The organism is Pseudomonas pudica (assembly GCF_015680405.1).
GTDB lineage: Bacteria > Pseudomonadota > Gammaproteobacteria > Pseudomonadales > Pseudomonadaceae > Aquipseudomonas > Aquipseudomonas pudica.
Window position 1 is genome coordinate 1 of the sequence record NZ_JADLJS010000034.1, and the last position, 26,468, is coordinate 26,468.

21 protein-coding genes are annotated in these 26,468 nt (G+C 64.1%); 11 read left to right on the forward strand and 10 right to left on the reverse strand.

From position 1 onward, the window contains the following. The first annotated feature begins 175 nt into the window (after nucleotides 1–175). On the forward strand, nucleotides 176–2,026 hold the full coding sequence (locus IRZ77_RS20085; RefSeq protein WP_196174260.1) for an alkaline phosphatase D family protein: 1,851 nt from the start codon (nucleotides 176–178) through the stop codon (nucleotides 2,024–2,026). A gap of 264 nt (nucleotides 2,027–2,290) precedes the next feature. Here the strand turns inward: IRZ77_RS20085 and rssC are convergent, their stop codons facing one another. Together rssC and rssB are read right to left on the reverse strand one after the other, a co-directional pair. After that, entirely contained in the window at nucleotides 2,291–2,773 is a 483-nt protein-coding gene (rssC, locus tag IRZ77_RS20090) for an anti-sigma factor antagonist RssC (RefSeq protein WP_013971741.1), read from the reverse strand. After that, nucleotides 2,770–3,954, reverse strand: a complete 1,185-nt coding sequence (gene rssB, locus IRZ77_RS20095) for a two-component system response regulator RssB (RefSeq protein ID WP_046615868.1) — start codon at nucleotides 3,952–3,954, stop codon at nucleotides 2,770–2,772. The genes rssC and rssB overlap by 4 nt, the downstream gene beginning before the upstream one ends. A 270-nt stretch (nucleotides 3,955–4,224) precedes the next feature. Here rssB and IRZ77_RS20100 point away from each other — a divergent pair, with 270 nt between their 5' ends. Further along, complete coding sequence (locus tag IRZ77_RS20100; RefSeq protein WP_108480065.1) at nucleotides 4,225–4,524, forward strand: PilZ domain-containing protein; 300 nt, start codon at nucleotides 4,225–4,227, stop codon at nucleotides 4,522–4,524. 34 nt (nucleotides 4,525–4,558) lie between these two features. On the opposite strand, the gene IRZ77_RS20105 is transcribed toward IRZ77_RS20100, so the two are convergent. Beyond that, a complete protein-coding gene (locus IRZ77_RS20105; RefSeq protein ID WP_135002579.1) occupies nucleotides 4,559–5,266 on the reverse strand; it encodes an MlaA family lipoprotein in 708 nt (235 codons plus the stop codon). A 200-nt stretch (nucleotides 5,267–5,466) separates the two neighbouring features. Between IRZ77_RS20105 and IRZ77_RS20110 the strand changes: the two genes are divergently transcribed. Continuing rightward, nucleotides 5,467–6,030, forward strand: a complete 564-nt coding sequence (locus IRZ77_RS20110; RefSeq protein WP_108480066.1) for a phosphonoacetaldehyde phosphonohydrolase-related protein — start codon at nucleotides 5,467–5,469, stop codon at nucleotides 6,028–6,030. A gap of 122 nt (nucleotides 6,031–6,152) precedes the next feature. Then, nucleotides 6,153–6,416, forward strand: coding sequence for a DUF4404 family protein (locus tag IRZ77_RS20115; RefSeq protein WP_039614141.1), 264 nt, complete (start codon nucleotides 6,153–6,155; stop codon nucleotides 6,414–6,416). A gap of 147 nt (nucleotides 6,417–6,563) precedes the next feature. On the opposite strand, the gene queF is transcribed toward IRZ77_RS20115, so the two are convergent. Further along, nucleotides 6,564–7,394: an NADPH-dependent 7-cyano-7-deazaguanine reductase QueF gene (gene queF, locus IRZ77_RS20120; RefSeq protein WP_085601676.1), complete on the reverse strand. Its 831-nt coding sequence runs from the start codon at nucleotides 7,392–7,394 to the stop codon at nucleotides 6,564–6,566. Between the two features lie 264 nt (nucleotides 7,395–7,658). Here queF and cinR point away from each other — a divergent pair, with 264 nt between their 5' ends. Both cinR and IRZ77_RS20130 read left to right on the forward strand, forming a co-directional pair. After that, entirely contained in the window at nucleotides 7,659–8,339 is a 681-nt protein-coding gene (cinR, locus tag IRZ77_RS20125; RefSeq protein WP_196174261.1) for a two-component system response regulator CinR, read from the forward strand. After that, nucleotides 8,336–9,685, forward strand: coding sequence for a heavy metal sensor histidine kinase (locus IRZ77_RS20130; RefSeq protein ID WP_196174263.1), 1,350 nt, complete (start codon nucleotides 8,336–8,338; stop codon nucleotides 9,683–9,685). The genes cinR and IRZ77_RS20130 overlap by 4 nt, the downstream gene beginning before the upstream one ends. A gap of 121 nt (nucleotides 9,686–9,806) precedes the next feature. On the opposite strand, the gene IRZ77_RS20135 is transcribed toward IRZ77_RS20130, so the two are convergent. The 3 genes from IRZ77_RS20135 to IRZ77_RS20145 all read right to left on the reverse strand — a co-directional run bounded on the left by IRZ77_RS20135 (nucleotide 9,807) and on the right by IRZ77_RS20145 (nucleotide 13,051). Beyond that, nucleotides 9,807–11,048, reverse strand: coding sequence for a lipoprotein-releasing ABC transporter permease subunit (locus tag IRZ77_RS20135; RefSeq protein ID WP_085601690.1), 1,242 nt, complete (start codon nucleotides 11,046–11,048; stop codon nucleotides 9,807–9,809). 61 nt (nucleotides 11,049–11,109) lie between these two features. Then, complete coding sequence (gene lolD, locus IRZ77_RS20140; protein ID WP_178081810.1) at nucleotides 11,110–11,793, reverse strand: lipoprotein-releasing ABC transporter ATP-binding protein LolD; 684 nt, start codon at nucleotides 11,791–11,793, stop codon at nucleotides 11,110–11,112. 7 nt (nucleotides 11,794–11,800) lie between these two features. Next, the gene (locus tag IRZ77_RS20145; protein ID WP_046615859.1) at nucleotides 11,801–13,051 is read right to left on the reverse strand and encodes a lipoprotein-releasing ABC transporter permease subunit; all 1,251 of its coding nucleotides are present in this window, start codon (nucleotides 13,049–13,051) and stop codon (nucleotides 11,801–11,803) included. Nucleotides 13,052–13,144: 93 nt separating this feature from the next. On the opposite strand from IRZ77_RS20145, the gene IRZ77_RS20150 reads away from it, so the two are divergent. Together IRZ77_RS20150 and IRZ77_RS20155 are read left to right on the forward strand one after the other, a co-directional pair. Beyond that, complete coding sequence (locus IRZ77_RS20150) at nucleotides 13,145–13,729, forward strand: PilZ domain-containing protein (RefSeq protein WP_085601679.1); 585 nt, start codon at nucleotides 13,145–13,147, stop codon at nucleotides 13,727–13,729. A gap of 32 nt (nucleotides 13,730–13,761) precedes the next feature. After that, complete coding sequence (locus tag IRZ77_RS20155) at nucleotides 13,762–14,484, forward strand: glycerophosphodiester phosphodiesterase (protein ID WP_046615857.1); 723 nt, start codon at nucleotides 13,762–13,764, stop codon at nucleotides 14,482–14,484. Nucleotides 14,485–14,526: 42 nt separating this feature from the next. Here the strand turns inward: IRZ77_RS20155 and sthA are convergent, their stop codons facing one another. The 3 genes from sthA to IRZ77_RS20170 all read right to left on the reverse strand — a co-directional run bounded on the left by sthA (nucleotide 14,527) and on the right by IRZ77_RS20170 (nucleotide 18,795). Further along, nucleotides 14,527–15,921, reverse strand: a complete 1,395-nt coding sequence (gene sthA / locus IRZ77_RS20160; RefSeq protein ID WP_046615856.1) for a Si-specific NAD(P)(+) transhydrogenase — start codon at nucleotides 15,919–15,921, stop codon at nucleotides 14,527–14,529. 202 nt (nucleotides 15,922–16,123) lie between these two features. Beyond that, complete coding sequence (locus tag IRZ77_RS20165) at nucleotides 16,124–17,122, reverse strand: FAD:protein FMN transferase (RefSeq protein WP_196174265.1); 999 nt, start codon at nucleotides 17,120–17,122, stop codon at nucleotides 16,124–16,126. Nucleotides 17,123–17,331: 209 nt separating this feature from the next. Further along, nucleotides 17,332–18,795, reverse strand: a complete 1,464-nt coding sequence (locus IRZ77_RS20170) for a glyceraldehyde-3-phosphate dehydrogenase (protein ID WP_196174267.1) — start codon at nucleotides 18,793–18,795, stop codon at nucleotides 17,332–17,334. Between the two features lie 167 nt (nucleotides 18,796–18,962). Between IRZ77_RS20170 and mfd the strand changes: the two genes are divergently transcribed. The 3 genes from mfd to IRZ77_RS20185 are packed head-to-tail and all read left to right on the forward strand — an operon-like array spanning nucleotide 18,963 to nucleotide 26,322. Continuing rightward, nucleotides 18,963–22,412 carry a transcription-repair coupling factor gene (gene mfd / locus IRZ77_RS20175; RefSeq protein WP_196174268.1) on the forward strand — a complete coding sequence of 1,150 codons (3,450 nt, stop codon included), beginning with the start codon at nucleotides 18,963–18,965 and terminating at the stop codon, nucleotides 22,410–22,412. 9 nt (nucleotides 22,413–22,421) lie between these two features. Next, nucleotides 22,422–22,994 (forward strand): CsiV family protein, encoded by a 573-nt coding sequence (locus tag IRZ77_RS20180; protein WP_135003107.1) that lies wholly within the window; start codon nucleotides 22,422–22,424, stop codon nucleotides 22,992–22,994. Between the two features lies 1 nt (nucleotide 22,995). Continuing rightward, entirely contained in the window at nucleotides 22,996–26,322 is a 3,327-nt protein-coding gene (locus tag IRZ77_RS20185; RefSeq protein WP_196174270.1) for a DEAD/DEAH box helicase, read from the forward strand. Nucleotides 26,323–26,468 lie beyond the last annotated feature (146 nt).

Genomic DNA, 26,468 nt, shown 5'->3' on the forward strand with positions numbered 1-26,468 from the left:
GGCACGGGCTTCGCCCGTGTTCGCGGGCAAGCCCGCTCCCACAGGGATCACGCCAGCTTTTAGAAATTGAGCAAGACAGTTGCTCCCACAGTTACTGCACAGCCTTCGAGATCCGCGCTGTACCTGTGGGAGCTGGCTTGCCGGCGATAGGGCCGGTTAGCCCTCAGAGCTGTCGATGACCTCCTCTACCCCATTGCCCCTCGTACTCGCCGGCCCGGTACTGCGCCGCCTGGAACCTCAGCGCCTGGCCATCTGGCTGGTCGCCACGCAACCACTGCAACCCGAATTCATCTTTCCGGCAAGCGAGGCCCGGGTCGATTGCCAGGTAGTCACGGTGGGCCAGCACGCCTTCATCCACCTGCTGGACATCTACTTCACCCACCCCCTGCCCTGCAACCAGCTGCTCGACTATGACCTGCTCATCAACGGCCAGGGCATCGCCGGCTGGGCGCCGCACCTTCTCTACTCCGGCGCCCAGCGCCCAAGCCTGGTGCTGCGCGATCGGCTCGACCACCTGCTGCACGGTTCCTGCCGCAAGCCGCATTTTCCGGCCGCCGATGGCCTGCTCTGCGCCGACCGCCTGCTGCAGGCCTGCGAAAGCCCCGCGGACCGGCCCGCCGTGCTGTTGATGACCGGCGACCAGGTCTATGCTGACGACGTCGCCGGCCCGATGCTGCGCGCCATCCACAGCCTGATTGCGCGCCTGGGCCTGTTCGACGAGCAACTGGAGGGTGCGGTGGTGCCCGACAGCCAGGCGCTCTACCAGCACCCGGCCTGCTATTACCACCGCGCCGACCTGCTGCCGGCGCAGGAACGCAACGAAACCCTGCGCGAGCGCTTTTTCGGCGGCAAGCGCAAGCCGATCTTCTCGTCCAGCAACGCCGACAACCACCTGGTGACCTTCGCCGAGGTCATGGCCATGTACCTGCTGGTGTGGTCACCAGTGCCCTGGCAGCTGGTGAACCTGGACATGCCCGATGGGCTTACCGCCCCGCGCCAGGCCCGTTACCTCCAGGAACTGCCGCTGATCCAGGCGTTTGCCGACAACCTTGGCCAGGTAGCGCGAGTGATGGCCCACCTGCCGTGCCTGATGATCTTCGACGACCACGACATCACCGACGACTGGAACCTCTCGGCGCTGTGGGAAGAAACCGCCTACGGCCACCCCTTCTCGCGGCGGATCATCGGCAATGCCCTGCTCGGCTACCTGCTGTGCCAGGCCTGGGGTAACGATCCGCAGGGCTGCAAGCCCCTGGTCGAGCAATGCCAGGCGTTGAACAACCAGACCCAGGATGAGCTGATCGGCGCGCTGCTGCGCTTCCAGGGCTGGCAGTTCAGCCTGCCCACCAACCCACCCTTGCTGGTGCTGGACACCCGCACCCGCCGCTGGCGCAGCGAAAGCAGCCTGGCAAAGCCGTCCGGCCTGCTGGACTGGGAGGCGCTGAGCGAGCTGCAGCAAGCATTGCTGGACCACCCGTCGGCGATCATCGTGTCGCCTGCGCCGATTTTTGGCGTGAAGTTGATCGAGACAGTGCAGAAGCTGTTCAGCTGGCTGGGTTACCCTTTGCTGGTGGATGCCGAAAACTGGATGGCTCATCGCGGTGCAGCACAGGTCATCCTCAACATCTTCCGCCACTCGCGCACGCCGGGGCACTACGTGGTGCTGTCCGGCGACGTGCATTACTCGTTCGTCTATGAAGTGCTGATTCGCCACCGCCAGCGCAGCCCGCACTTGTGGCAGGTGACCAGCAGCGGGATCAAGAACGAATTCCCGCGGCGCCTGCTGGATGTGCTCGACCGGCTCAACCGCTGGCTGTATGCACCGCGCTCGCCGCTCAACTGGTTTACCAAGCGGCGGGAAATGGAGGTAGTGCCGCGTACGCCCAGCCATAGCAAGGCTGGCGAACGGTTGTGGAATGGCGCGGGGTTGGGGCAGGTGTTCTTCGATGAACAGGGTCGGCCGGCGCGGGTGTATCAGCTGGATGCGGGTGGGGGTGAGGCTACTGAGTTTGCGCGGCGGGGGTGATCAGGCAGGTAATGCTTGTGTTGGCTTTGCCGGCCTCTTCGCGGGTAAACCCGCTCCCACCAGGGCAACACAGGTTCTGAATGCAACGCAGTACCTGTAGGAGCAGCCTTGTGCTGTGAAGAGGCCGGCACTGCCACAAAATCTTCGTCATACCTGCCTCTTCGCAGCACAAGGCTGCTCCTACAGGCAAAGTGCATAACTCAAGACGGGTGCATAACCTGTGGGAGCGGGTTTACCCGCGAAGAGGCCGGTACAGGCTGAAGATCAGGTCCGCTCCAGCGCATTGACCAGGTCATGGAAGGCTTCGCGGTTGGAGTCGTTCAAGCCCATGAGGATCTTGTGCGCCTCCAGCACCTTGGAGCGCACCACGTCCTCATTCTGGTCCTGGGACGGCAGGTCGGTCAGGCATTCCGGGCAAGGGATCGGTCGATCGACGATGTTGAACACCTGATCGAAGCCCATCGACTGCAACAACCGGGAAATGTCCGGGTTGGTGGTGACCACGGTCGGCAACAGGCCTACCTTCTGACGCGACAGGATCGACAGCTTGGCCAGCAGGCCCAGGGTGGTACTGTCGATGCTCTCGGTTTCGGTCAGGTCGATGACAATCGCCGAGAAGTTCAACGCGGTGAAAATCTTCTCGATCGTCGCATCCAGCGCCGAACACAGGGTCAGGCGCACTTCACCGACGAATTTCAGGACGAAGGTACCACTCTGCTCGGCGAACTGGATTCTACCGGTACTCATTGAAGGTTCCTGCTCAACACCAATAGGGCGATATCATCCGGCATCTCCCCAAGCGTAGCCAATCCAAATCGTTGGCGCAGCCCATCCAGGCTGCCACCTGCTGCCCTGACGATTTCCGGCAGGGCGGTTTCTTTATCTTTGAGCGTGTCACCCGGCAAAAGGTCCAGAATGCCATCGGACATCAAGCTGAGGCTGAACTGCGGCGGCAGCTCCACTACCAGGTCCTGGTAGGTGGCCTCGTCGAACAACCCCACCGGCAGGCCGCGGCCTTCCAGGTAGCGGGTGTGCTCGGGGGTGTGCAGCACCGGCAGCGGCAGATGGCCGCCAACGGCGTAGGTCAACAGACCGGTGTCTTCGTCGATCACCCCGCCAACCATGGTCACGTGCTTGCCCAGCTTGCAGTTGATCAGCCCGCGGTTGATGTGGCTGAGCACCTGCGAGGGTTTGAACTCGCGCATCTTGCTGCCGCGCTTGAATTCGAACAACAGCCGTGTGGTCATGAATTTCAGCAGCACGGTGACGAACGCTGACGACGCACCATGCCCGGAGACATCGGCGAGGTAGAAAGCGATGCGCCGTTCGTCCACCCGGAAGTAATCGGCAAAATCACCCGACAGGTAAAGCGAAGGGATGATCTGGTGCTCGAAGGCGAAATCGCCGGCCACCCAAGGGCTTTCCGGCAGCATGTTCATCTGCACCTGGCGACCGGCGGTCTGGTCCTCCTGCAGCAGGTGCAGGCTGGCTTCCAGTTCACGGTTGGCAGCTTCAAGCTTGTCGCGGTAGCGCTGGTTTTCCAGCACCAGGCGCGAACGGTCGAGGGCGCGGCGCACCGAATGCTCGAGCACGGCCAAGTCTTCCAGCGGCTTGATCAGGTAGTCGGCAGCGCCCAGGCGCAACGCTTCCACCGCATCACTCATGACGCCGGCACCGGACACCACGATCACCGGCAACTGCGGGGCACGCTCGCTGACCTGACGGATCAGCTCGAGGCCGCCCATCTGCGGCATACGCAGATCGCAGATCACGAGGTCGGGCTGGTGTTCTTCGAAGACCTGAAGCCCCTGCTGGCCATTGCTGGCCTGGAGGACGCTGAAGCCACTGTCTTCAAGATAGGCGGCGAGGCTTGCACGGACCACGTCGTCGTCATCGATGATCAGCAGCGTTGCACTGGTTTTCTGCATGTGGGCGAACGGCGCCGATTTGGGTTGGTGCAGCGGTGTCGGCAAGGCAGACGGCCAGCTACGGGAATTCTTTGTGGTCACACTCTACTTGAGTTGTAGGACAAGAACACTTGCCCGGCAACTGTCAGAGGGACCTTGTAAGGCGCAGACGGTACTCCCATCCGGCAGGCGTTTCAAGCATGCAAAGGTTCACCTCGACGCACTTTACAGGCCAAATCACCGGGAGTTATAAGAAAGTCGACCAGCGCAACCCGATGGGAAGGATGCAGCATGCCCCACACGCCCTCCAGTCATGACGAGAAACGCGATTTCATCCGCATGCGCATCGACACCGAGGTCAGCCTGCTGCACGAAGGCCAGGTGATCGCGGCAGTGTGCCTGGACCTGTCCAGCGGCGGCATGCAGGTGCAGGCACCGCAGCGCTTCCATGTGGGGGACCATATCGAGGTACGGATCGAGTCCGACCACCCGGCGCTGAAGGGGCTGCACGCCAGCACCGAAGTGGTGTGGATTGCCGACCAGCCTGGCGGGCAGCAGAAGTTCGGGTTGCGGATCCTGGCGATGCACTGAATCAGGGGCTGCAAAGCAGCCCCAGATCCGTGGGTCAGAAGTCGTCTTCGACTTCGCCATCCTTCACCTTGAACTCGCGGTTCTGCAGGTAGGCGTTGCGAATGAAGATGTACTTGTCGCCTTGGATCAGCTTCTCTGCCGAGAGCAGGTCGGCGCGGGTGTCGATGATGTCCAGGGCGAAGATCGAGTTGCGCGTCGGTACATGGTCGATGTAGCGGTAGGGTTTGGTATAGGTATCCGGGTACTTGGCCACGCCGTCACGCACGGTGCTCGGGCCCAGCAGCGGGATGACCACGTACGGGCCGCTCGGCACGCCCCAATAGCCGAGGGTCTGGCCGAAGTCCTCGTCGTTTCGCTGCAGGCCCATCTTGGTACCCACGTCGAAGAAGCCGCCCAGGCCGAAGGTGGTGTTGACGATCAGCCGCGCCGTGTCCACCCCCGCCGCATGGGGCTTGAACTGCAGCAAGTCGTTGGCCAGGTTGGTCACGTCACCCAGGTTGCGGAAGATGTTGTGGATGCCATCTTCGAGGAACTGCGGGGTGACCGCCTGGTAGCCCTTGGCCAATGGCTTGAGGGCATAGGTGTCGAGGGTATCGTTGAAACGGAAGATCGGGCGGTTGACCGCTTCCCAGGGATCTTCCTCGGTGGCGGCCTGGGCGGCTGCCACGGGCGCCAGCAGCATGCTGGCGCAGACACAGGCCTGGGTGACTCGTTCGATCACACTGGCACCGATCCTACGCATAGGTGTTTCTCCATCGAATTTCTCGGCCGCAAGCGCAAACGGGTGCGCTGCTGTACGGCGGCAGTATAGAGGCTTGCGGGCTGATAAACAGCTTTACACATCACTGCTCAATATTTTGTGAACAACTGTTGCGTGGCGCCTGCTGTCACAGGGCGGTAACAATCGCCGAATAGCCTGCGGACTATTTGAGGGAAGTTGCCATGGACGCTGCACCCGCCTTCACCGCTGTGCTGTTCGGCTTGCGCGGCTGCCTGGTGCAAGCTGCCAATGGCGCCCCTTCGCCCGCACCCGGCGCCCTGGCCACCCTCGCCAGCCTGCGCCAGCGCAAGGTGCCGTGCATCTGGCTGGACGACCTCGACGCCACCCAGAGCAAGCGCCTTGCGCATGTACTGCCTGCCTGGCTGCCGGGGCATTCGGTGAACGGCGTGCGCTGGCCGGCGCCAAATGCCTGCTGGCAAGCCCTGATGACGCTGGACAGCGAACGCCTGGACGGCTGCGTGCTGGTCAGCGGCGACCCACGCCTGTTGCAGTCTGGCCTGAACGCGGGGCTGTGGACGGTGGGGCTGGCCGCCTGCAGCCCGTTCTGCGACCGCAGCTCGCGGCAATGGCAAGCCATGACGGCGCAGGAACAGGACCTGGCCCGTGGCAAGGCGACGCTGGAACTGTTCAGCCTGGGCGTGCACTCGGTCATCGACCACCTGGAGGCGCTGGATAACTGCCTGCAGGACATTGCCCAACGCCGGCGCAAGGGCGAAAAACCCTGATACAGCACCCTTGACGCGGATCATGCAAAGCAACGGCAGGTGGATTACGCTGAAGACAAGCCAGAACCTTTGCCGCTTCGCTGAGGTCCATGGCTTGCCAAGCCATTGATGGAGAACTGCCAATGCCTGCCCGCGAATTGCAAGAGCGCCTGAACAGCTTGCGCGAGCAACTGGACCGCAACGTGCCACTTTCGGACGAGGAACTGGCCGCGCTGCACGAAGAAGCGCGCCAGATCGAGGCGCAACTGAAGCTTGAGGAAGCCACGCCAGACAACAACCTGGTGGACGGCGTGAACCTGGCGATCGAACGCTTCGAGGCCGAACACCCCGACCTCACCGCTACCCTGCGCAGCATTGCCAACTCGCTGCACAGCATGGGGATCTAGAAATACTGGGGCCGCTTTGCGGCCCTATCGCGACACAAGGCCGCTCCTACAGGTACAGCGCAAGATTTGAGGCTTGCGCTGTACCTGTAGGAGCGGCCTTGTGTCGCGATAGGGGCGCGAAGCGCCCCCCCGGCGTACTTGCGAACCTTACTGCCGAACCAGGCGCTTGTTGTCCGGGCTGATCGCCCCCGTGCTGCGGTAAGGATTGATATCCAGCCCACCCCGGCGCACATAGCGCGCATACACCGTCAAATGCTCCGGCTGCAGCAGGTTCTTCAAGTCCAGATAGATCCGCTCCACACACTGCTCGTGGAAGTCGGCATGCTGGCGGAAGCTGATCAGGTAGGTCAGCAGGCTGGCATGGTCCAGCCCCCTGCCCTTGTACTCGACCACCAGGCTACCCCAGTCTGGCTGGCCGGTGACCGGGCAGTTGGACTTCAACAGGTGGCTGTGCAGGGTTTCTTCCACCTGCTGCTCCGGGTTGCAGCGCAGCAGCCCTGGTTGTGGTTGTTCGTAGTTGCTGATGGCAACGTCCAGCGCATCGATGCACTGCCCCGGCAATGCCACCACGCCTTGGGCCTCGACCTCGGCCAAGGTGCGCACTTTCACGCCCACCGGCTTGCCGGCGGCTGCGGACAGGTCTTTCTCCAGGCACGCCTGCAGCTCGCCAGGCGAGGCGAAAACCGTCTGGTTCAGCGAGTTCAGGTACAGCTTGAACGACTTGGACTCGATGATGTTCGGCGAATCGGCGGGAATGGCGAACTCGCCGATCGCCACCACCGGCTTGCCCGAAGGCAGCAGCCAGCTCAGCTCGAAGCAGTTCCAGTAATCCACACCCTGCCACGGCAAGGTCTGGGCAGTAACACCCAGCTCGGCCCACTTGGCGGTACGCGGGATCGGGAACAGCAGCTCCGGGGAATAGGTGGCAATGTATTCGCTGGACTTGCCCAGCGGGGAATGTTCGGCAGCGGGATGCATGGAAACTGACCTGAAGGTTCGAAATTGCCCCTAGTCTACCGGTTTTGCACCTCGCCTTGGAGCGCAAGTCAGCGGGATTACATCTTCGTCAGTTTGGGGCGAGCGGGTGCATCGTCACGTATCATCTCAGCATCACCCAGCCCCAGTAGGAGCGGGTTCACCCGCGAACACAGGCAAAGCCGGTGCCATGCACCGTGTTGAATTCTTCGCGGGCAAACCCGCTCCCACAGGGCTTTGCGCCGCTTGCTGGAGTCAATTCACCCAATGAAACTGCTGATCGTCGAAGACCAGGCCCGTACCGGCCAGTACCTGAGCCAGGGCCTGAACGAGGCTGGCTTCGCCACCGAACTGGCCACCGATGGCGAGACCGGCCAGTTCCTCGCCCTGACCGGCGACCACGACCTGCTGATTCTCGACGTGATGCTGCCCGGCCGGGACGGCTGGCAGATCCTCCAGGCCGTGCGCCAGGCCGGCCTGGACACCCCGGTGCTGTTTCTCACCGCTCGCGATGCCGTGGAGGACCGAGTACACGGCCTGGAGCTGGGCGCCGATGATTACCTGGTCAAGCCGTTCGCCTTCTCCGAACTGCTGGCCCGGGTGCGCAGCCTGCTGCGCCGAGGCACCAGCCCCAACCAGGACACGACCCTGGGCCTGGCCGACCTGCGCCTGGACCTGATCCGCCGCCGCGCCGAGCGCGCCGGCCAGCGCATCGACCTGACCGCCAAGGAGTTCGCCCTGCTTGAACTGCTGCTGCGCCGCCAGGGCGAGGTGCTGCCCAAATCGCTGATCGCCTCGCAGGTGTGGGACATGAATTTCGACAGCGACACCAATGTGATCGAAGTGGCGATCCGCCGCCTGCGCCTGAAGATCGACGACCCGCATTCCAACAAGCTGATCCATACCGTACGCGGCATGGGTTATGTACTCGAAGAGCGCGCGGAGTGATGCGCCGGGTCTCCCTCGGCAGCCGCCTGGCCTTGCTGTTCGCCGCCTGCACCGCCACGGTCTCGCTCGGCGCCGGCCTGATATTCAGCCGGGCCAGCGAGCAGCACTTCGTCGAACTGGACCAGCAACTGCTGGACTCGCGCCTGTCGCTGTTCCGCACCCAGCTGGCCGGCATCACCACCCCGGCCGAGCTGCAGGCGCGCCTGCCCGCCTTGCGCGATGAACTGGGCCACCAGGCCGACCTGGCCCTGCGCATCAACGGCAGCGACGGTGCCACCTGGTTCGAAAGCCGTACAGGCCTGCCACGGGCGCTGCCCGACGGGCTGGCTACCTTGCATGCGCAAGGCACCGACTACCGCAGCCTGGCCGTGCACCTGGCGCAAGGCGCCCCGCAGTCGCCACAACTGACCCTGTACCTCGACATCACCCATCACCAGCACTTCCTGCAGGGCATGCAACGGCTGATCTGGCTGACAGTGGGCCTGTCGGCACTGGCCACGGCCCTGCTCGGTGCCTGGGCAGCACGCCGCGGGTTGCGCCCTTTGCGGCAGATGGGCCAGGTGGCTGCCAGCGTATCGGCGCGCTCGCTCACCACCCGCCTGCCGGTGGCACAGATGCCCGAAGAGCTGGCCGAGCTGGCGACGGCCATGAACGCCATGCTGCAGCGCCTGGACGATGCCTTTCAGCGCCTGTCGGCGTTCTCTGCCGACATTGCCCACGAGCTGCGCACGCCGCTGTCCAACCTGCTGACCCATACCCAGGTCACCCTCACCCGCCCGCGCAGCCTCGAAGAGTACCGCGAAGCCCTGCACGGCAACCTCGAGGAGCTGCAATGGATGGCGCAGATGATCAACGACATGCTGTTCCTGGCCAAGGCCGACCACGGCCTGCTGGTGCCGGGGCAAGCACCGCTGGTGCTGCATGAGGAGGTGGATGCGCTGCTTGAATACTACGCACCGCTGGCAGAGGACAGCGGCGTGCAGATGCTGCGCGAGGGTGAGGCGCTGCTGCGGGGCGACCGGCATATGCTGCGCCGGGCGCTGTCCAACTTGCTGGACAATGCCTTGCGCTTCACCCCGGCGGGAGGGCAGATACGGGTGACATTGGGGCCAGGGCCGAGGATTGGTGTGGCCAATACCGGGGCGGCTATCGAGCCGGCGGCGTTACCGCGGCTGTTCGACCGCTTCTACCGGGTGGACCCGGCGCGGCGGGAAGGCAGTAGCGAGCATGCCGGGTTGGGGTTGGCGATTACCCGGTCGATCGTGCAGGCCCATGGCGGGCACATCAGGGCGGAGTGTGCGGACGGTTGGACACGATTCGTGATCGATTTCACTGAAGGCCGGTGACATCGGGGCTGCTTTGCAGCCCATCGCCGGCAAGCCAGCTCCCACAGGTACAGCGCATGCCTTGGGCTTGATGCAATCCTGTGGGAGCTGGCTTGCCGGCGATGAGGCCCTCAACAGTTACTCAAACCGCCAGACCAATCGCCGGCTGCACCTGCGATGCCCGATAAGCCGGGTAAATGGTCGCCAGGAAGCTCATCACCAACCCGGCAGTGCAGATGATCGCCACATCGCCCCACTGCAGCTGCGACGGCAAGCTGCTGACGAAGTAAACATCCGAAGTGAAGATGTGCTGCCCGCTCACCCGCTCCAGCCAACCGACGATCTGGCTGACGTTGAACGCCGCAATTACCCCCAGCACGCCACCGATCAGCGTCCCGACAATGCCGATCAGGCTGCCCTGGACCATGAACGTGCCCATGATCTGCGCCGGCGTGGCGCCCAGGGTGCGCAGGATGGCGATGTCCGGCCCCTTGTCGTTCACCACCATCACCAGGGTGGCGATGATGTTGAACGCCGCCACCGCGATGATCATCATCAGCAGCAGGCCGATCATGGTCTTTTCCATCTTCATGGCGCTGAACAGGCTGCCCTGGGTGTGCGACCAGTCATCGGCCCGGTAGGCATCGCCCAGCCCGGCAGCGATGGCCTTGGACACCTGCGGCGCGGCATACAGGTCGTGCAGCTTCAGGCGCACGCCCTGCACCTGGCCCGGCGCCCAGCGCTGCATGGCGCCAGCATCGGCCACATGAATGTAAGCCTGCGAGCCATCCAGTTCGGCGCCGACCTTGAAGATGCCGACCACGGTCAGGCGCTGCATGCGCGGTGTGATACCGCCCGGCTCCTTGCTGATTTCCGGCACGATCAGCGTCAGCTTGTCGCCGGTGTTCAGGCGGAAGCGCCGCGCAGTCAGCTCACCGATGACCACGCCGAACTCACCCGGCTGCAGGTCCTGCAGGCGGCCCTGGACGATATGCTGGCCGACGATCGAGACCTTGCCCTCTTCGGCCGGGTCGATACCGCCCACCTGGATCGGCTGCATCGCGCCCTTGTACGACAGCATGCCTTCCATTTCGGTAATCGGCGCCGCCGCCATCACCGCCGGGTCGCGCATGGCCGCGTCGGCCACCTTGTGCCAATCGTCCAGCGGTTGCACGCCGAGGATGGCGGCATGCGGTACCAGGCCGAGGATGCGCGAACTCATTTCGCGCTGGAAGCCGTTCATCACCGACAGCACCACGATCATCGCCAGCACACCCAGCGACAGGCCGATCATCGAGGTCATCGAGATGAACGAGATGAAGTGGTTGCGGCGCTTGGCTCGGGTGTAGCGCGCACCGATGAAGATGGGCAAGGGTCTGAACATGTACGAAATCACCCAATGAAAACAGGAAAACGGGGCGGCACCGGCCACCCCGTGCAGTCGATCAGATCGCCACCAGGTGGCCGTCGTCGAGCTTCAATACACGGTCCATCTGGCGCGCCAGGTTGAGATCGTGGGTGACCACCAGGAATGCCGTGCGCGACGCGCTGGACAGTTCCTGCATCAACTCCTGAATGCCCTGGGCGGTGTGGTGGTCGAGGTTGCCGGTCGGCTCGTCGAGCATTACCAGGCCGGGGCGGTTGACCAGTGCCCGGGCAATTGCCACCCGCTGGCGCTCACCACCGGACAGCTCGGCCGGCTTGTGGTTGAAACGGTGGGACAGGCCCACGCGCTTGAGCAGCGCCTCGGCACGCTCACGGGCCTCGGGGATGGGCGTGCGGCCGATCAGCAACGGCATGCACACGTTCTCGATGGCAGTGAATTCCGGCAGCAGGTGGTGAAACTGGTAGACAAAGCCCAGCTCGCGGTTGCGCAACAGGCCACGGGCACGCTCGCCCAGCGCCGACAGCTCCTCCCCGGCCAGCCAGACGCTGCCCTGGGTCGGCCGGTCGAGGCCGCCCAGCAGGTTCAGCAAGGTACTCTTGCCCGAGCCGGAGCTGCCCACGATGGCTACCCGCTCACCGGCGTGCAGCTCGAGGTTGAGCCCGGACAGCACCTGCACCGATTCCGGGCCCTCGTCGTAGGACTTGCCCAGGTTGCGGCAACTCAGAACGGCTTTATCACTCATGCGCGACTCACTCATAACGTAGCGCCTCTGCAGGCTGGGTGCGGGCCGCACGCCAGGCCGGGTACAGGGTGGCGAAGAAACTCAGGACCAGTGCCGCACCACAGACCATGTACACGTCCTGGGCCTGGATCTGCGACGGCAGGTAATCGATGAAATACACATCGGCGTTGAGGAACTTGTGCCCGATCAGTTTCTCGATGCCGGCGATCACCGCGCTCACGTTCAGCGCGGCGACGATCCCGACCACGGCGCCGATCAGGGTACCGATCACCCCGATAACCGTGCCCTGGACCATGAAGATGAGCATGATCTGCCCGGGCGTGGCGCCCAGGGTACGCAGGATGGCGATGTCGCCACGCTTGTCGTTGACCACCATCACCAGGGTGGAAATGATGTTGAACGCCGCCACCGCCACGATCAGCAGCAACAGCAGGCCGATCATGGCCTTTTCCATGCGGATCGCCTGGTACAGGTTGCCGTGGGTACGGGTCCAGTCACGGCTGTAGAACTCTTGCTCACCCAGGCGCTGGGCGATGTCCCAGGCCACCCGTGGCGCCTGGAACAGGTCGTCGAACTTCAGGCGCAGGCCCTGGACCTGGTCGGGCTTCCAACGGTGCAGCCGGGACAGGTCGCTGATGTTGGTCAGGCCCAGGTAGCCGTCGATCTCGCCCGCGCCCACATGGAAGGTACCGACCACGGTGAAGCGTTTCATGCGCGGGAACATGCCGGCCGGGGTCACACTGACCTCGGGGGCGACGAAGGTGAGCTTGTCGCCGATGCCCACGCCCAGCTTGGCCGCGGCCTTGTCGCCGATCATTATGCCCCACTCGCCCGGCGCCAGCTGGTCGAGGCGCCCCTGCAGGACGAACTTGTCGATGATCGACACTTCGCGCTCGCGGGCCGGGTCGATGCCGTTGAGCAGCACCTTCTGCACCTTGCCTTCATGGGTCAGCAGGCCCTGCATCTGGGTGAAGGGCGCGACCGCCACCACCTGCGGATTCTGCTTTACTTGTTGGGCAAGGGCCGGCCAGTCGGCAATAGGCTGGCCGCTCTCCAGCGTGGCATGGGGGATCATGCCCAACACGCGGGTACGCATCTCGTGGTCGAAACCGTTCATCACCGAGAGCACCACGATCATCACCACCACGCCCAGGGCGAGGCCGATCATCGAGGTCAGGGAAATGAACGAGACGAAGTGATTGCGACGTTTGGCACGGGTATAACGCGTGCCGATGAATGCGAAAAGAGGTCTGAACATGTCGGGGCTTGTTCGGATGAAAGGGAACGTCCTTGTGGCGAGGCGCCTACGGCGGCTTTACACTCGGACCACCGCCGCTACCTTGGGTTCGCCATGACGACATTAGACGAAGAAGATCGCCGCGAATACTACCGCATCGAAGATCGGATCGCACTTCAAATCAGCCCCCTCAGCGCGGCCGAAGCCCTTGACCCAGATGTGTTGCAAGATGATTCGCCATTGTTCAACCTGCTCAGCGAACTGCACCTGTCCGACTTCGAGTCGCAGCACCTGCTGCGCCAGCTTAGCGACAAGGACCGCACCCTTGCCGCCTTCCTGCGTGCGCAGAACAAGCGCCTCGACCTGCTCAGCGCGGTGGTTGCCCAGACCCTGATCGGCGAAGTTGGCCAGCCCCAGCCGGTGGTCATTTCCGAGGGCGGCATCGAATTCGCGCAAGCCACAGCGGTGGCCCCCGGCTCCCGAGTGAAGGTGAAGATGGTGCTGATGCCGCGCGCCCATGGCCTGCTGCTGCGCGGCAAGGTTACCCATTGCGACCCGCGCCCGGAGGGCGGCTTCGAGGTCGGCACCGAATTCACCGACATGACCGACGCCCAACGGCAACTGCTGGCCCGCTACATCCTGCAGCGCCAGCAGCAGCAACGGCGCCAGCAGCTGGAACAGAACGACCCCGCCTCCTGAGCCTATTTTTTCCCTGATTTGAAGGAACGAACGTGACCCTGATCTACGGCCACCGCGGCGCCAAGGGCGAAGCGCCCGAGAATACCCTGAAGAGCTTCCAGCAATGCCTCGCCCATGGCGTGACCCGCTGCGAGCTTGACCTGCACCTGTCGGCCGACAACGAGCTGATGGTGATCCATGATCCTACCCTCAAGCGCACCACCGGCAAACGCGGCAAGGTGGTCGAGCACCCGGCCGCAGACCTGGTCAAGATCGATGCCCGCAAGGGCGGCCCGGGCCATGTCCAGCCCTGCCCGATCCCGAGACTGGAGGAACTGTTCCAGAAGTGCCCGTTCGAGCACTGGCAACTGGAGGTGAAAAGCGCCTCGCGTACCCGTGCCGCCACCACCGTGCTGGCGATCCGCGAGCTGGCCCAGCAGTACGGCCTGCTGGACAAGGTGACCATCACCTCCAGCTCACGCGAAGTACTGGGTGCCGCCCTGGAGCTGGTGCCGGACGTCAAGCGCGGGCTGGTCGCCGAATACGCCTGGCTCGACCCGCTGAAGGTGGCGCAGAACTACGGTTGCGATCTGCTGGCATTGAACTGGACACTGTGCACCCCCGAGCGCCTGCTGAAAGCACAGGGCCAGGGTTTGCACGTGTCGGTGTGGACGGTCAACGAACCGGCACTGATGCGCCGGCTCGCTGATTTTGGCGTGGACAGCCTGATTACAGACTTTCCCGGTTTGGCCAAGACCACCCTCGGGCAGGGTTGAAATCGGTCTCTCCGACCGGCTCAGGCCACCGGTCGGAGCCGCTCAAAAAAGCCGGTTCAGGCCGTCGTAGGCAGCTACCCGATAGGCTTCGGCCATGGTCGGGTAGTTGAACGTGGTGTTGACGAAGTATTTCAGGTTGTTCTGCTCGCCCGGCTGGTTCATCACTGCCTGGCCGATATGGACGATTTCCGAAGCCTGGTAGCCGAAGCAGTGTACCCCCAGCACTTCCAGTGTTTCGCGGTGGAACAGGATCTTCAGCATGCCTTGCGGCTCGCCTGCGATCTGTGCACGGGCCATGCTCTTGAAGAAGGCCTTGCCCACTTCATACGGCACCTTGGCCTGGGTCAGCTCCTGCTCGTTCTTACCGATCGAGCTGATCTCCGGAATGGTATAGATGCCGGTCGGCACGTCGTTGACGAAGCGCCAGCTGCCGTTATCGACGATGCTGCCAGCGGCAGAGCGGCCCTGGTCATGGGCGGCACTGGCCAGGCTCGGCCAGCCAATCACGTCGCCGGCACCGTATATGTTCGGCACGCTGGTGCGGTAGGCCTCGTCGACCTCGATCTGGCCGCGGCTGTTGACCTTGATGCCGATGTTTTCCAGGCCCAGCTTGTCGGTGTTGCCGGTACGGCCGTTGCACCACAGCAAGGCGTCGGCCTTGATCTTCTTGCCCGACTTCAGGTGCAGGATCACCCCGTTGTCCAGGCCTTCGACGCGCTCATACTCTTCGTTGTGGCGTACGGTGATGTTGTTGTTGCTGAAGTGGTAGCTCAGCGCCTGGGAAATTTCCGAGTCGAGGAAGCTCAGCAACTGGCCACGGTTGTCCACTAGCTCTACCAATACACCCAGGCCGCTGAAGATCGAGGCGTATTCGCAACCGATCACGCCGGCACCGTACACGATCAGCTTGCGCGGAGTGTGGCTGAGGCTGAGGATGGTGTCGCTGTCATAGACGCGCGGGTGGTGGAAGTCGATGTCGGCCGGGCGGTACGGGCGCGAGCCAGTGGCGATGATGATGTGCTTGGCGTTGAGCTTTTCCACCACACCGTTCGGGCAGACCACTTCGACGGTCTGCTCGTCGGCGAAGCTGCCGGTGCCGACGAACACGTCCACGCGGTTACGCGCGTAGTAGCCGGTGCGCGACGCTACCTGCTTGGCGATGACCTTCTCGGCGCTTTTCAGCACGTCCGGGAACGAGAACCAGCGCGGCTCGCCGATGGCACGGAACATCGGGTTGGTGTTGAACTGCATGATCTGCCGCACCGAGTGACGCAGTGCCTTGGACGGGATGGTGCCCAGGTGGGTGCAGTTGCCCCCGACCTGGCGACGGCTATCGACCATCGCCACCTTGCGCCCTGCTTTGGCGGCGTTCATTGCCGCACCTTCTCCGGCCGGGCCGGAACCCAGCACCACTACGTCGTAGTTGTAGACAGCCATGCGTACTCCTTCAGAACTGGCCCGCAAGCCACGGTCGCTCGCGGGGCGCGATCATGCCGCCGGGGCGTCATGAGAAAATTCGGGTGCAGTCTAATCAAGCGTGAACGCCGCGCACATTAACCCTTGGTCGCGTCGTAGGCCAATTTTGCCCGCACTACATGTGTGAACCATTCCCTGGCGGCGATCATCCCTGCTTGTGCTTTCACTCGCCTTTCACTGCCCGTTCGAATGCGGGCGTAGCTCGGGAGACGAAGCCACCCTCGGCCCGAGTCACCAATACCGCGGCCAGGTCATGCGCCACGGCAAAATCCCAGCCACGTTCCGGGCCCAGGATCAACAGCAGCGTCGAATAGCCGTCGGCCTGCAGCGCCGAGGCATCGAGCACGGTGACCGCGGCCAGGTCGTGCTGCACCGGGCGCCCGAGGCGAGCATCGAAGGTGTGCGAATAGCGCCGGCCATTCTCCTCGAAATAGTGCCGATAGTCACCCGAGGTTGATACTGAAAGGCCATTGACCGCGATGATCTGGCGGGCTATCTGGCGATCTTCGCGGGGCAGCTCCAGGGCGATGCGCCATGGGCTGCCATCGGGCTTGTGGCCGGCGGCCTTGAGCTCGCCGGTGGCTTCGGCGACAAAGCTGGCTACGCCCATGGCCTGCAGGCGCGCGGCGATCAGGTCGACCGCATGGCCGGCGGCAATGCTGTTGAAGTCGAGTTGCACCGGGGCGTCCTTGCACAAGGCCTGGCCGTCGATGTGCAAGTGCCGGTAGCCCACGCGCTGACGCACCTGGGCCAGGGCCAGCGGGTCGGGCACCTGCTCGTGGCGGGCCTGGGGGCCGAACCCCCACAGGTCGAGCAAGGGTTCGACGGTAAGGTCGAAGGCGCCGTCGCTCTGCTCGGCCAGGTGCTGACCAAGGCTGACCAGTTCGAGCATGTCGGGCGGCAGGACCTGGCACTGGTTGGCGGGCAACTGGTTGAAACGGCTGACGGTGGAGTCGCCGCGGTAGGTCGAGTAGTGCTGGTCGATGTCGTGCAGAATGGTTTCGACTGCCGCCCGCACCTGGACCGGCGCCGGGCCGCCGGGTTCGCGCACGTACTGGATGCTGTAGCTGCTGCCCATGGTCGGGCCGCCCAGGCGCTCCAGGGTGGGACCCTGGTCGCAGGCGGTGAGCAGCATCAGCAAGAAACAAAGAAATGCGCGCAATACCGAGATCTCGAATGTCTGTACTGGCCCTTTCGCGGGCACGCCCGCTCCCACAGGTACCCCACTGCCCTCCAGCCCTGTGATATCCCTGTGGGAGCGGGCGTGCCCGCGAAAGGGCCAGTACAGGCACAGTAAATGCCCGATCAGTTAATCAGGCAAAAAAAACGGGAACCCGAAGGTTCCCGTTTTTTCATTGCCTTACAAGCGCATCAGTGCGGAAACGCTGGCGGGTTCACACCGGCCATCTCTTCCATCACACGAACCACCTGGCAGCTGTAACCGAATTCGTTGTCGTACCAGACGTACAGAACAACGCGGTTGTCGTTGCAGATGGTCGCTTCGGCGTCAACCACACCAGCGTGGCGCGAACCTACGAAGTCGGTCGAAACCACTTCCTGCGAGCTGACGTAATCGATCTGCTTGTGCAGTTCCGAGTGCATGGCGGTCTGGCGCAGGTACTCGTTGATCTCGTCGCGGCTGGTGGCCTTCTCGAGGTTCAGGTTGAGGATGGCCATCGAAACGTTCGGCGTCGGTACGCGAATGGCGTTGCCGGTCAGCTTGCCTTTCAGCACTGGCAGTGCCTTGGCGGCAGCAGTGGCGGCGCCGGTTTCGGTGATGACCATGTTCAGCGGCGCGGCACGGCCACGGCGGCTGCCCTTGTGGAAGTTGTCGATCAGGTTCTGGTCGTTGGTGAACGAGTGAACGGTTTCGACGTGGCCGTTGACGATGCCGTACTGGTCGTTGATGGCCTTGAGCACCGGCACGATGGCGTTGGTGGTGCAGGAAGCGGCCGAGATGATCTTGTCATCGGCAGCGATGTCACCGTGGTTGATGCCGTGCACGATGTTCTTCAGCGCGCCCTTGCCAGGTGCGGTGAGGATCACGCGGGCAGCGCCCGGGCAGGCCAGGTGCTGGCCCAGGCCGTCGGCATCACGCCATACGCCGGTGTTGTCGACGATCAGCGCGTTTTCGATGCCGTACTGGGTGTAGTCGACTTCGCTCGGGCTCTTGGCGTAGATGACCTGGATCAGGTTGCCGTTGGCAGTGATGGTGTTGTTGGCTTCGTCGATGGTGATGGTGCCATCGAACGGGCCGTGCACCGAGTCACGGCGCAGCAGGCTGGCACGCTTGACCAGGTCGTTCTCGGCGCCCTTGCGCACGACGATGGCGCGCAGGCGCAGGCCGTCGCCGCCACCGGTCTTCTCGATCAGGATGCGCGCCAGCAGGCGGCCGATGCGGCCGAAGCCGTACAGGACAACGTCAGTGCCCTTGCGCGCCGAAGCGTTCTGCTGGCCAACCACCTCGGCCAGTTCTTCACGGACGAACTGCTCGGCAGTGCGGCCGTTGCCTTGCTGCTTGAACTTGTTGGCCAGCTTGCCCAGGTCGACCGAAGCGGCGCCCAGTTTCAGCTCGCTCATGGCCTTGAGCAGCGGGAATGTCTCGTGGACGGACAGTTCGGTTTCGTCGGTTTGACGATGACGCGCAAAGCGGTGCGCCTTGAGGATCGAGATAACCGAACGGTTGATCAGGCTACGGCCATAAATCGAGCTCACCACGTTGTTGTTGCGGTAGAGCTGACCGATAAGCGGGATCATCGCTTCAGCCAGGGCTTCACGATCGATCCACTCACCAAGACACTGGTCGGGCTTCTGAGTCACGGGAACCTTCCACATGTAGGGACAGAAAAAAGGGGCTACATTATGACGCCCCAACGCGTTACGGGCAATGAGCGCCTGTCGCGGCGACGCAAGCCAGCGTTCACGCCCTTCCGAGCCTGACAGCCGGCACCGTCACCGGTACAATCGACCTCTTTGCCGCAACGCTTGGAGTGCAATCTCCCGTGTCAGTTCTGCGCCTACCGCAAATGTCGGCCACAGCCGGCAAACAAACCTGGGGCAATCTACCCGGTGCCACCCTCAGCCTGGCCATCGCCGAAGCCGCCAGCAGCGCGGGCCGCTTCACTTTGCTGCTGACTGCCGACAGCCAGGCTGCCGATCGTCTGGAACAGGAACTTCGCTTCTTTGCCCCGGACTTGCCGGTGCTGCCGTTCCCCGATTGGGAAACCCTGCCCTACGACCTGTTCTCGCCGCACCAGGACATCATTTCCCAGCGCATCGCCAGCCTCTACCGCCTGCCGGAGCTGAGCCACGGCATCCTCGTGGTGCCGATCACCACCGCCCTGCACCGCCTGGCGCCGACCCGCTTCCTGCTGGGCAGCAGCCTGGTGCTGGACGTGGGCCAGACCATCGACGTGGAGCAGATGCGCCTGCGCCTGGAGGCCAGTGGCTATCGCTGCGTCGACACCGTCTACGAGCATGGCGAATTCGCCGTGCGCGGCGCGTTGATCGACCTGTTCCCGATGGGCAGCAAGCTGCCCTACCGCATCGACCTGTTCGATGACGAGATCGAGACGCTGCGCACCTTCGACCCCGAGACCCAACGTTCGATCGACAAGGTGGATTCGGTGCGCCTGCTGCCGGCGCGCGAGTTCCCGATGCAGAAAGAGGAAGTGACCCGCTTCAAGGCGCGCTTCCGCGCACGCTTCGATGTCGATTTCCGCCGCAGCGCGATCTTCCAGGACCTGGCCAGCGGCATCATCCCCGCCGGCATCGAGTACTACCTGCCACTGTTCTTCGAAGAAACCTCGACCCTGTTCGACTACCTGCCGGCCGACACCCAGGTGTTCTCGCTGCCCGGCGTGGAACAGGCCGCCGAACACTTCTGGAACGACGTGCGCGGGCGTTATGAAGACCGCCGTGGCGACCTGAGCCGGCCGCTGCTGCCGCCGGCCGAGCTGTTCCTGCCGGTTGAAGACTGCTTTGCCCGGCTCAAGCAATGGCCACGGGTAGTGGTCAGCACCGAAGACCTCGACCCCGGCGTGGGCCGCGAGCGCTTCCCGGCGCGCCCCCTTCCCAACCTGGCAATCGAGGCCAAGGCCAACCAGCCCTTGGCCGAACTGGCCAATTTCCTCGACCAGTTCCCCGGCCGGGTTTTGTTCACCGCCGAATCGGCAGGCCGCCGCGAAGTGCTGCTGGAGCTGCTCGAACGGCTGAAACTGCGCCCGCACACCGTCGACGGCTGGGCCGACTTCATCACCGGCAGCGAACGGCTGGCAATCACCATCGCCCCGCTGGACGAAGGGCTGCTGCTGGACGACCCAGCCATTGCACTGGTGGCCGAAAGCCCTCTGTTCGGCCAGCGGGTCATGCAGCGCCGGCGCCGCGACAAGCGCGGCGAAACCGCCAACGACGCGGTGATCAAGAACCTGACCGAGCTGCGCGAAGGCGCGCCGGTGGTGCACATCGACCATGGCGTGGGCCGCTACCTGGGCCTGGCCACCCTGGAAATCGACGGCCAGGCCGCCGAATTCCTCACCCTGGAATACGCCGAGGGCGCCAAACTGTACGTGCCGGTGGCCAACCTGCACCTGATCGCCCGCTACACCGGCAGCGACGATGCACTGGCACCGCTGCACCGGCTTGGCTCGGAGGCCTGGCAGAAGGCCAAGCGCAAGGCCGCCGAACAGGTGCGCGACGTGGCCGCCGAACTGCTCGACATCTATGCCCGCCGCGCCGCGCGCAAGGGCTATGCATTTGCCGACCCGTCCGCCGACTACGCCACCTTCAGCGCCGGCTTCCCGTTCGAGGAAACCCCGGACCAGCAGGCTGCCATCGAAGCCGTGCGCGCCGACATGCTGGCGCCCAAGCCGATGGACCGCCTGGTGTGCGGCGATGTCGGCTTCGGCAAGACAGAAGTGGCCATGCGCGCGGCGTTCATCGCCGTGCACAGCGGCCGCCAGGTGGCCGTACTGGTGCCCACCACCCTGCTCGCCCAGCAGCACTACAACAGCTTCCGCGACCGCTTTGCCGACTGGCCGGTGACCGTGGAGGTGATGAGCCGCTTCAAGTCGGCCAAGGAAGTGGCCAACGCCGCCGCCGAGCTGGCCGAAGGCAAGATCGACATCCTCATCGGCACCCACAAGCTGCTGCAAGACGATGTGCGCTTCAAGGACCTGGGCCTGGCCATCATCGACGAAGAGCACCGCTTTGGCGTGCGTCAGAAGGAACAGCTCAAGGCCCTGCGCAGCGAGGTGGACATCCTCACCCTCACCGCCACGCCGATCCCGCGTACGCTGAACATGGCGGTGGCGGGCATGCGCGACCTGTCGATCATCGCCACGCCGCCAGCGCGCCGCCTGTCGGTACGCACCTTCGTCATGGAGCAGAACAAGAGCACGGTCAAGGAGGCACTGCTGCGTGAGCTGCTGCGTGGTGGCCAGGTGTACTACCTGCACAACGATGTGAAAACCATCGAAAAATGCGCCGCCGACCTTGCCGAACTGGTGCCCGAGGCGCGCATCGGCATCGGCCACGGGCAGATGCGCGAGCGCGAGCTGGAACAGGTGATGAGCGACTTCTACCACAAGCGCTTCAACGTGCTGGTGGCCTCGACCATCATCGAAACCGGCATCGACGTGCCCAGCGCCAACACCATCGTCATCGAACGCGCCGACAAGTTCGGCCTGGCCCAGCTGCACCAGCTGCGCGGCCGGGTTGGCCGTAGCCACCACCAGGCCTACGCCTACCTGCTGACGCCAACCCGGCAGAAGGTCAGCGCCGACGCCGAAAAACGCCTGGAGGCGATCGCCAACACCCAGGACCTCGGTGCCGGCTTCGTGTTGGCCACCAACGACCTGGAGATTCGTGGCGCCGGCGAGCTGCTGGGCGAAGGCCAGAGCGGGCAGATCCAGGCGGTGGGCTTTACCCTGTACATGGAAATGCTCGAGCGAGCGGTCAAGGCGATTCGCAAGGGCACCCAGCCCAACCTTGAACAGCCGCTGGGCGGCGGCCCGGAAATCAACCTGCGCCTGCCGGCACTGATCCCCGAGGACTACCTGCCCGACGTGCATGCGCGGCTGATCCTGTACAAGCGCATTGCCTCGGCTGCCGACGAAGAAGGCCTCAAGGACCTGCAGGTGGAAATGATCGACCGCTTCGGCCTGTTGCCCGAGCCGACCAAGAACCTGATGCGCCTGACCTCGCTCAAGCTGCACGCGGAAAAGCTCGGCATCAAGAAAGTCGACGCCGGCCCCAACGGTGGCAAGATCGAGTTCGAGGCCGAGACCCCGGTCGACCCGCTGACCCTGATCAAGCTGATTCAGGGCCAGCCCAAACGCTACAAGTTCGAAGGCGCCACCCAGTTCCGCTTCCTGGTACCCATGGAACGCCCCGACGAACGCTTCAATACCCTGGAGGCGCTGTTCGAGCGCCTGACCCCACAGCCTGCCTAAGGAAGATCCATGCGTGCCATCCGTTGCCTGACCCTGCTGCTGGCGCTGTTCGCCCCGGCCGCCTTCGCCGAAGGCCTGTATCAGGTAGAAATGATCCTGGTGCGGCAGAACAGCGTGCCCGCCTTCACCAGCCCGTTCGCCCCCGAAGACTGGAGCGCCGGCGCACCACGCCTGGAGAAGGACGCAGAGCGTCGCCCGGCGCTGGAAGACGAAGCCACCCGCCTGGAAGCCACCGCCGACTACACCGTGCTGCTGCACAAGGCCTGGCAGCAGCAAGTGGGCAGCGAGCCCAGCCGCATCGCCTTGGGCGAAGGCACCGAGCAGTTCGGCCACTTCCCCATCGAAGGCAACCTGAGCATCGCCGAGGGCCGCTTCATCGCGGTGGAGGCCAACTTCTGGGTCAACCAGCTGGACGGCAACGGCAGCGTGCTGCAAAGCGAGCAGTTCAAGCAGAGCAACAGCAACGTCAAGGGCGGCCAGCTGACCTTCCTCGATGGCGGACACCTGGCGGTGCTGCTGAAAGTGACACCACCGGGTACGCCAAAAATGCCGGTGATGGACCCGGAGATGATGGAGCAGTGATGTGAGCGACGGTGATGCGCAGCAACTGCTGAGAGCCTATCCGGACTGGGTCGACTTCTTCGAGGCCGGTGCACTGGCACGAGGCCGCAATTATGCGGCGCAAGAGCGGACGCGCATCCTGTCGAAGCATGGCCCGAAGGTCGAAGCAACCTGCAAGGGCTCGGCAGGCCAGACTTACCAGCAGAACATCCAGCTGGTGGTCAACCACGGTGACTTGCGCGTGTTCGGACGCTGCACCTGCCCGGTCGCGCTCAACTGCAAGCACTGCGTCGCGGCGCTGCTGCAACTGCAGGACGGTAACGATGGCCTTGACGCCGCGGCCCCGCCGGAGCAAGCCGCGCTGTCGCTGCCACCGGACCTCAACCTGTGGGTCCAGGCACTCGAGTCACCGTCGCAACCCGCAGCCCCCCACGAGCCCGCGCGCAAAGGCCCGGCAATCTATTACCGTATCCACATGGATCATGAGCACTGTCGGCTCGAACCGATCAAAGGCACCCGGCAAACAGACGGCAGCCTGAAGATCGGTCGCATCACCTCGATGCCCGAGATGATCTACTACACACCCCGTTACGTCACCGAGGACGATGCGCGGCTGTTGCGCCTGATCGATGCCCGCAGCAAGACGATGACACCCATGGTGCAACTGGAAGGCAAACAGGGCGCGGAGCTTTACGGCTACGCCCTGGCCACTGGTCGCCTTCTGTTCGAAGACGATGCTGCGCCACTGTCCCCCGGGCCGGAGCTGCATGCCGAGTTCCGCTGGGTCAGGCTGGACAATGGCAGCTACCGAGGCGCCTGGTACCACGATGGTCACCAGCAGCTACAGGTGCTGCCCATCGAGCCCATGCACTATGTCGACAGGCATTCGCACCAGACCGGCAAGCTGCTCCATGACCTCGACCCTTTCATTGCCGGCCAGCTCGCGCGCGCGCCTATTGTTCCCGAGCACCTGGTCGTCCCCTTGAGTCATCGATTGAACGCCTTGAACCGCCAGGTTCCCACCCCCACAGCCGTGAGCACCAAGCAAATCGACGACCTCGCACCAAGAGGCAGACTGACCCTGGGCAGTCTCGAGTTCAGCGCCTACATGCCCAAGACCGGTCGCATGCAACGGCAGATGCAACACCGTGCAGCGCTGGCATTCGACTACGACGGCCTGCGCGCCACCGGCAGCGACGACAAGCCGCTGACCCGCCTGGTCGACGACACCAGCCAGCGCATCCGTCGCCAGCCCCAGGCCGAGCAGGCGCTGCGCAAGGCCCTGCGCGACCTCGGCTTCAAGGCGGCCACCCGGCAGAGCAAGGCGCTACCCGACAGCGCCGGCGAAATGTACCAATTGCCCGACGACGAAGCCTGGCTGCGCTTTGCCCGCGAAGGCCTGCCACGCCTGCGCGAGGCCGGCTGGGAAATCGACATCCATCGCGACTTCGCCTTCAACCTGCAGGAGGTGGACGACTGGTACGCCACCATCGACGAAGCGCCCGGCCATGAATGGTTCGACCTGGAGCTGGGCATCGTGGTCGATGGCCAACGCCACAGCCTGCTGCCGATCGTGCTGCAACTGCTGCGCAACAACCCGGAACTGCTGCGCCCCAGCGAACTGGCCCGGCGCAGTGACGACGAGCACCTGCTGATCGACCTCAACCGTGGCCGCCTCGATGCTCCGGCCCTGCGCGTTGCCTTGCCCTATGGCCGCATCAAGGCAGTGATGGGCACCTTGGGCGAACTGTACCTGCACGAAGACGTCGCAGGCCCGTCCCTGCGCCTGGACCGTGCCGATGCCGCACGCCTGAATGAAATCGACAGCCTTCCTTTGCACTGGGAAGGTGGCGAGCATGTACGCGACCTGGGCCGACGCCTGCGCGATGCCCGTGACTTGAAGGTAGAACCGCCGGCCGGGTTGCAGGCAAGCCTGCGCCCTTACCAGCAACAGGGCCTGAACTGGCTGCAGGCGCTGCGCGAGATGGGCACCGGCGGCATTCTCGGCGACGACATGGGCCTGGGCAAGACCCTGCAGGCCCTGGCACACCTGCTGCTGGAGAAGCAGACCGGGCGCCTGAGCGCGCCGGCCCTGGCGGTGATGCCGACCAGCCTGGTGCCCAACTGGCTGGACGAAGCCCAGCGCTTCGCCCCCGGGCTGCGCGTGCTGGCCCTGCAGGGCCCGGGGCGCAGCAAGCATTTCGCCAAACTGCACGAATACGACCTGGTCCTGACCACCTATGCCCTGGTGCCGCGCGACCTCGAGCACCTGCGCGCCCAGGCCTGGCATGTACTGGTGCTGGACGAGGCACAGAACATCAAGAGCAGCACCAGCAAGGCCGCCCTCGCGGTTTGCGAGCTGCGGGCCAATCAGCGCGTCTGCCTGACCGGCACGCCAATGGAAAACAACCTGGGCGAGCTGTGGTCGATTTTCCACTTCCTCATGCCTGGCTGGCTGGGTGACCTGAAGCGCTTCAACCAGGACTACCGCACACCGATCGAGCGCCACGGCGACAGCGAGCGCATGGCCCACCTGGCCAGCCGCATCCGCCCGTTCCTGCTGCGCCGCACCAAGGAGCAGGTGGCCACCGAGCTGCCGGCCAAGACCGAGATGGTGCACTGGGTCGAGCTTAGCGATGCCCAGCGCGACACCTACGAGGCCGTGCGAGTGGCCATGGACAAGAAAGTCCGCGATGAAATCGCCCGCAATGGCGCCGCGCGCAGCCAGATCGTCATCCTCGACGCCCTGCTCAAGCTGCGCCAGGTGTGCTGCGATCTGCGCCTGGTCAAAGGGGTGGAAAGCAAAGGCAACCAGGCCGACAAGGGCAAACTGGGCGCGTTGCTGGAAATGCTCGAAGAGCTGCTGAGTGAAGGGCGCCGGGTGCTGTTGTTCTCGCAGTTCACCTCGATGCTGGCGTTGATCGAGCAGGAACTGGAGAAGCGCAAGATCCGCTACAGCCTGCTGACTGGCGACACCCGCGACCGGCGCACGCCGGTGCAGCAGTTCCAGCAGGGTGATAGCGAAGTGTTCCTGATCAGCCTCAAGGCGGGTGGCGTGGGCTTGAACCTGACGGCCGCAGACACGGTGATCCACTTCGACCCCTGGTGGAACCCGGCCAGCGAAAACCAGGCTACCGACCGCGCCTACCGCATTGGCCAGGACAAGCCGGTGTTCGTGTTCAAGCTGATCACCCGGGGGACAGTGGAAGAAAAGATCCAGCAGTTGCAGCAGGAGAAGGCGGCGCTGGCGGCGAGCCTGCTGGATGGTGGGCAGGCCGGGCAATGGCGGCTGGGGGATGAAGAGATCGAAGCGCTGTTCGCGCCGCTGCCCGGGAAGCGCGGGCGGTAGCCCAGTGCCCCCACTGCCTGTACCGGCCTCTTCGCGGGTAAACCCGCTCCCACAGGGATATCAGTGCCCTCAAGGGCGGTACTGTACCAGTGGGAGCGGGTTCACCCGCGAAGAGGACAGCACAGGTACAACACCAATTTCGAAAC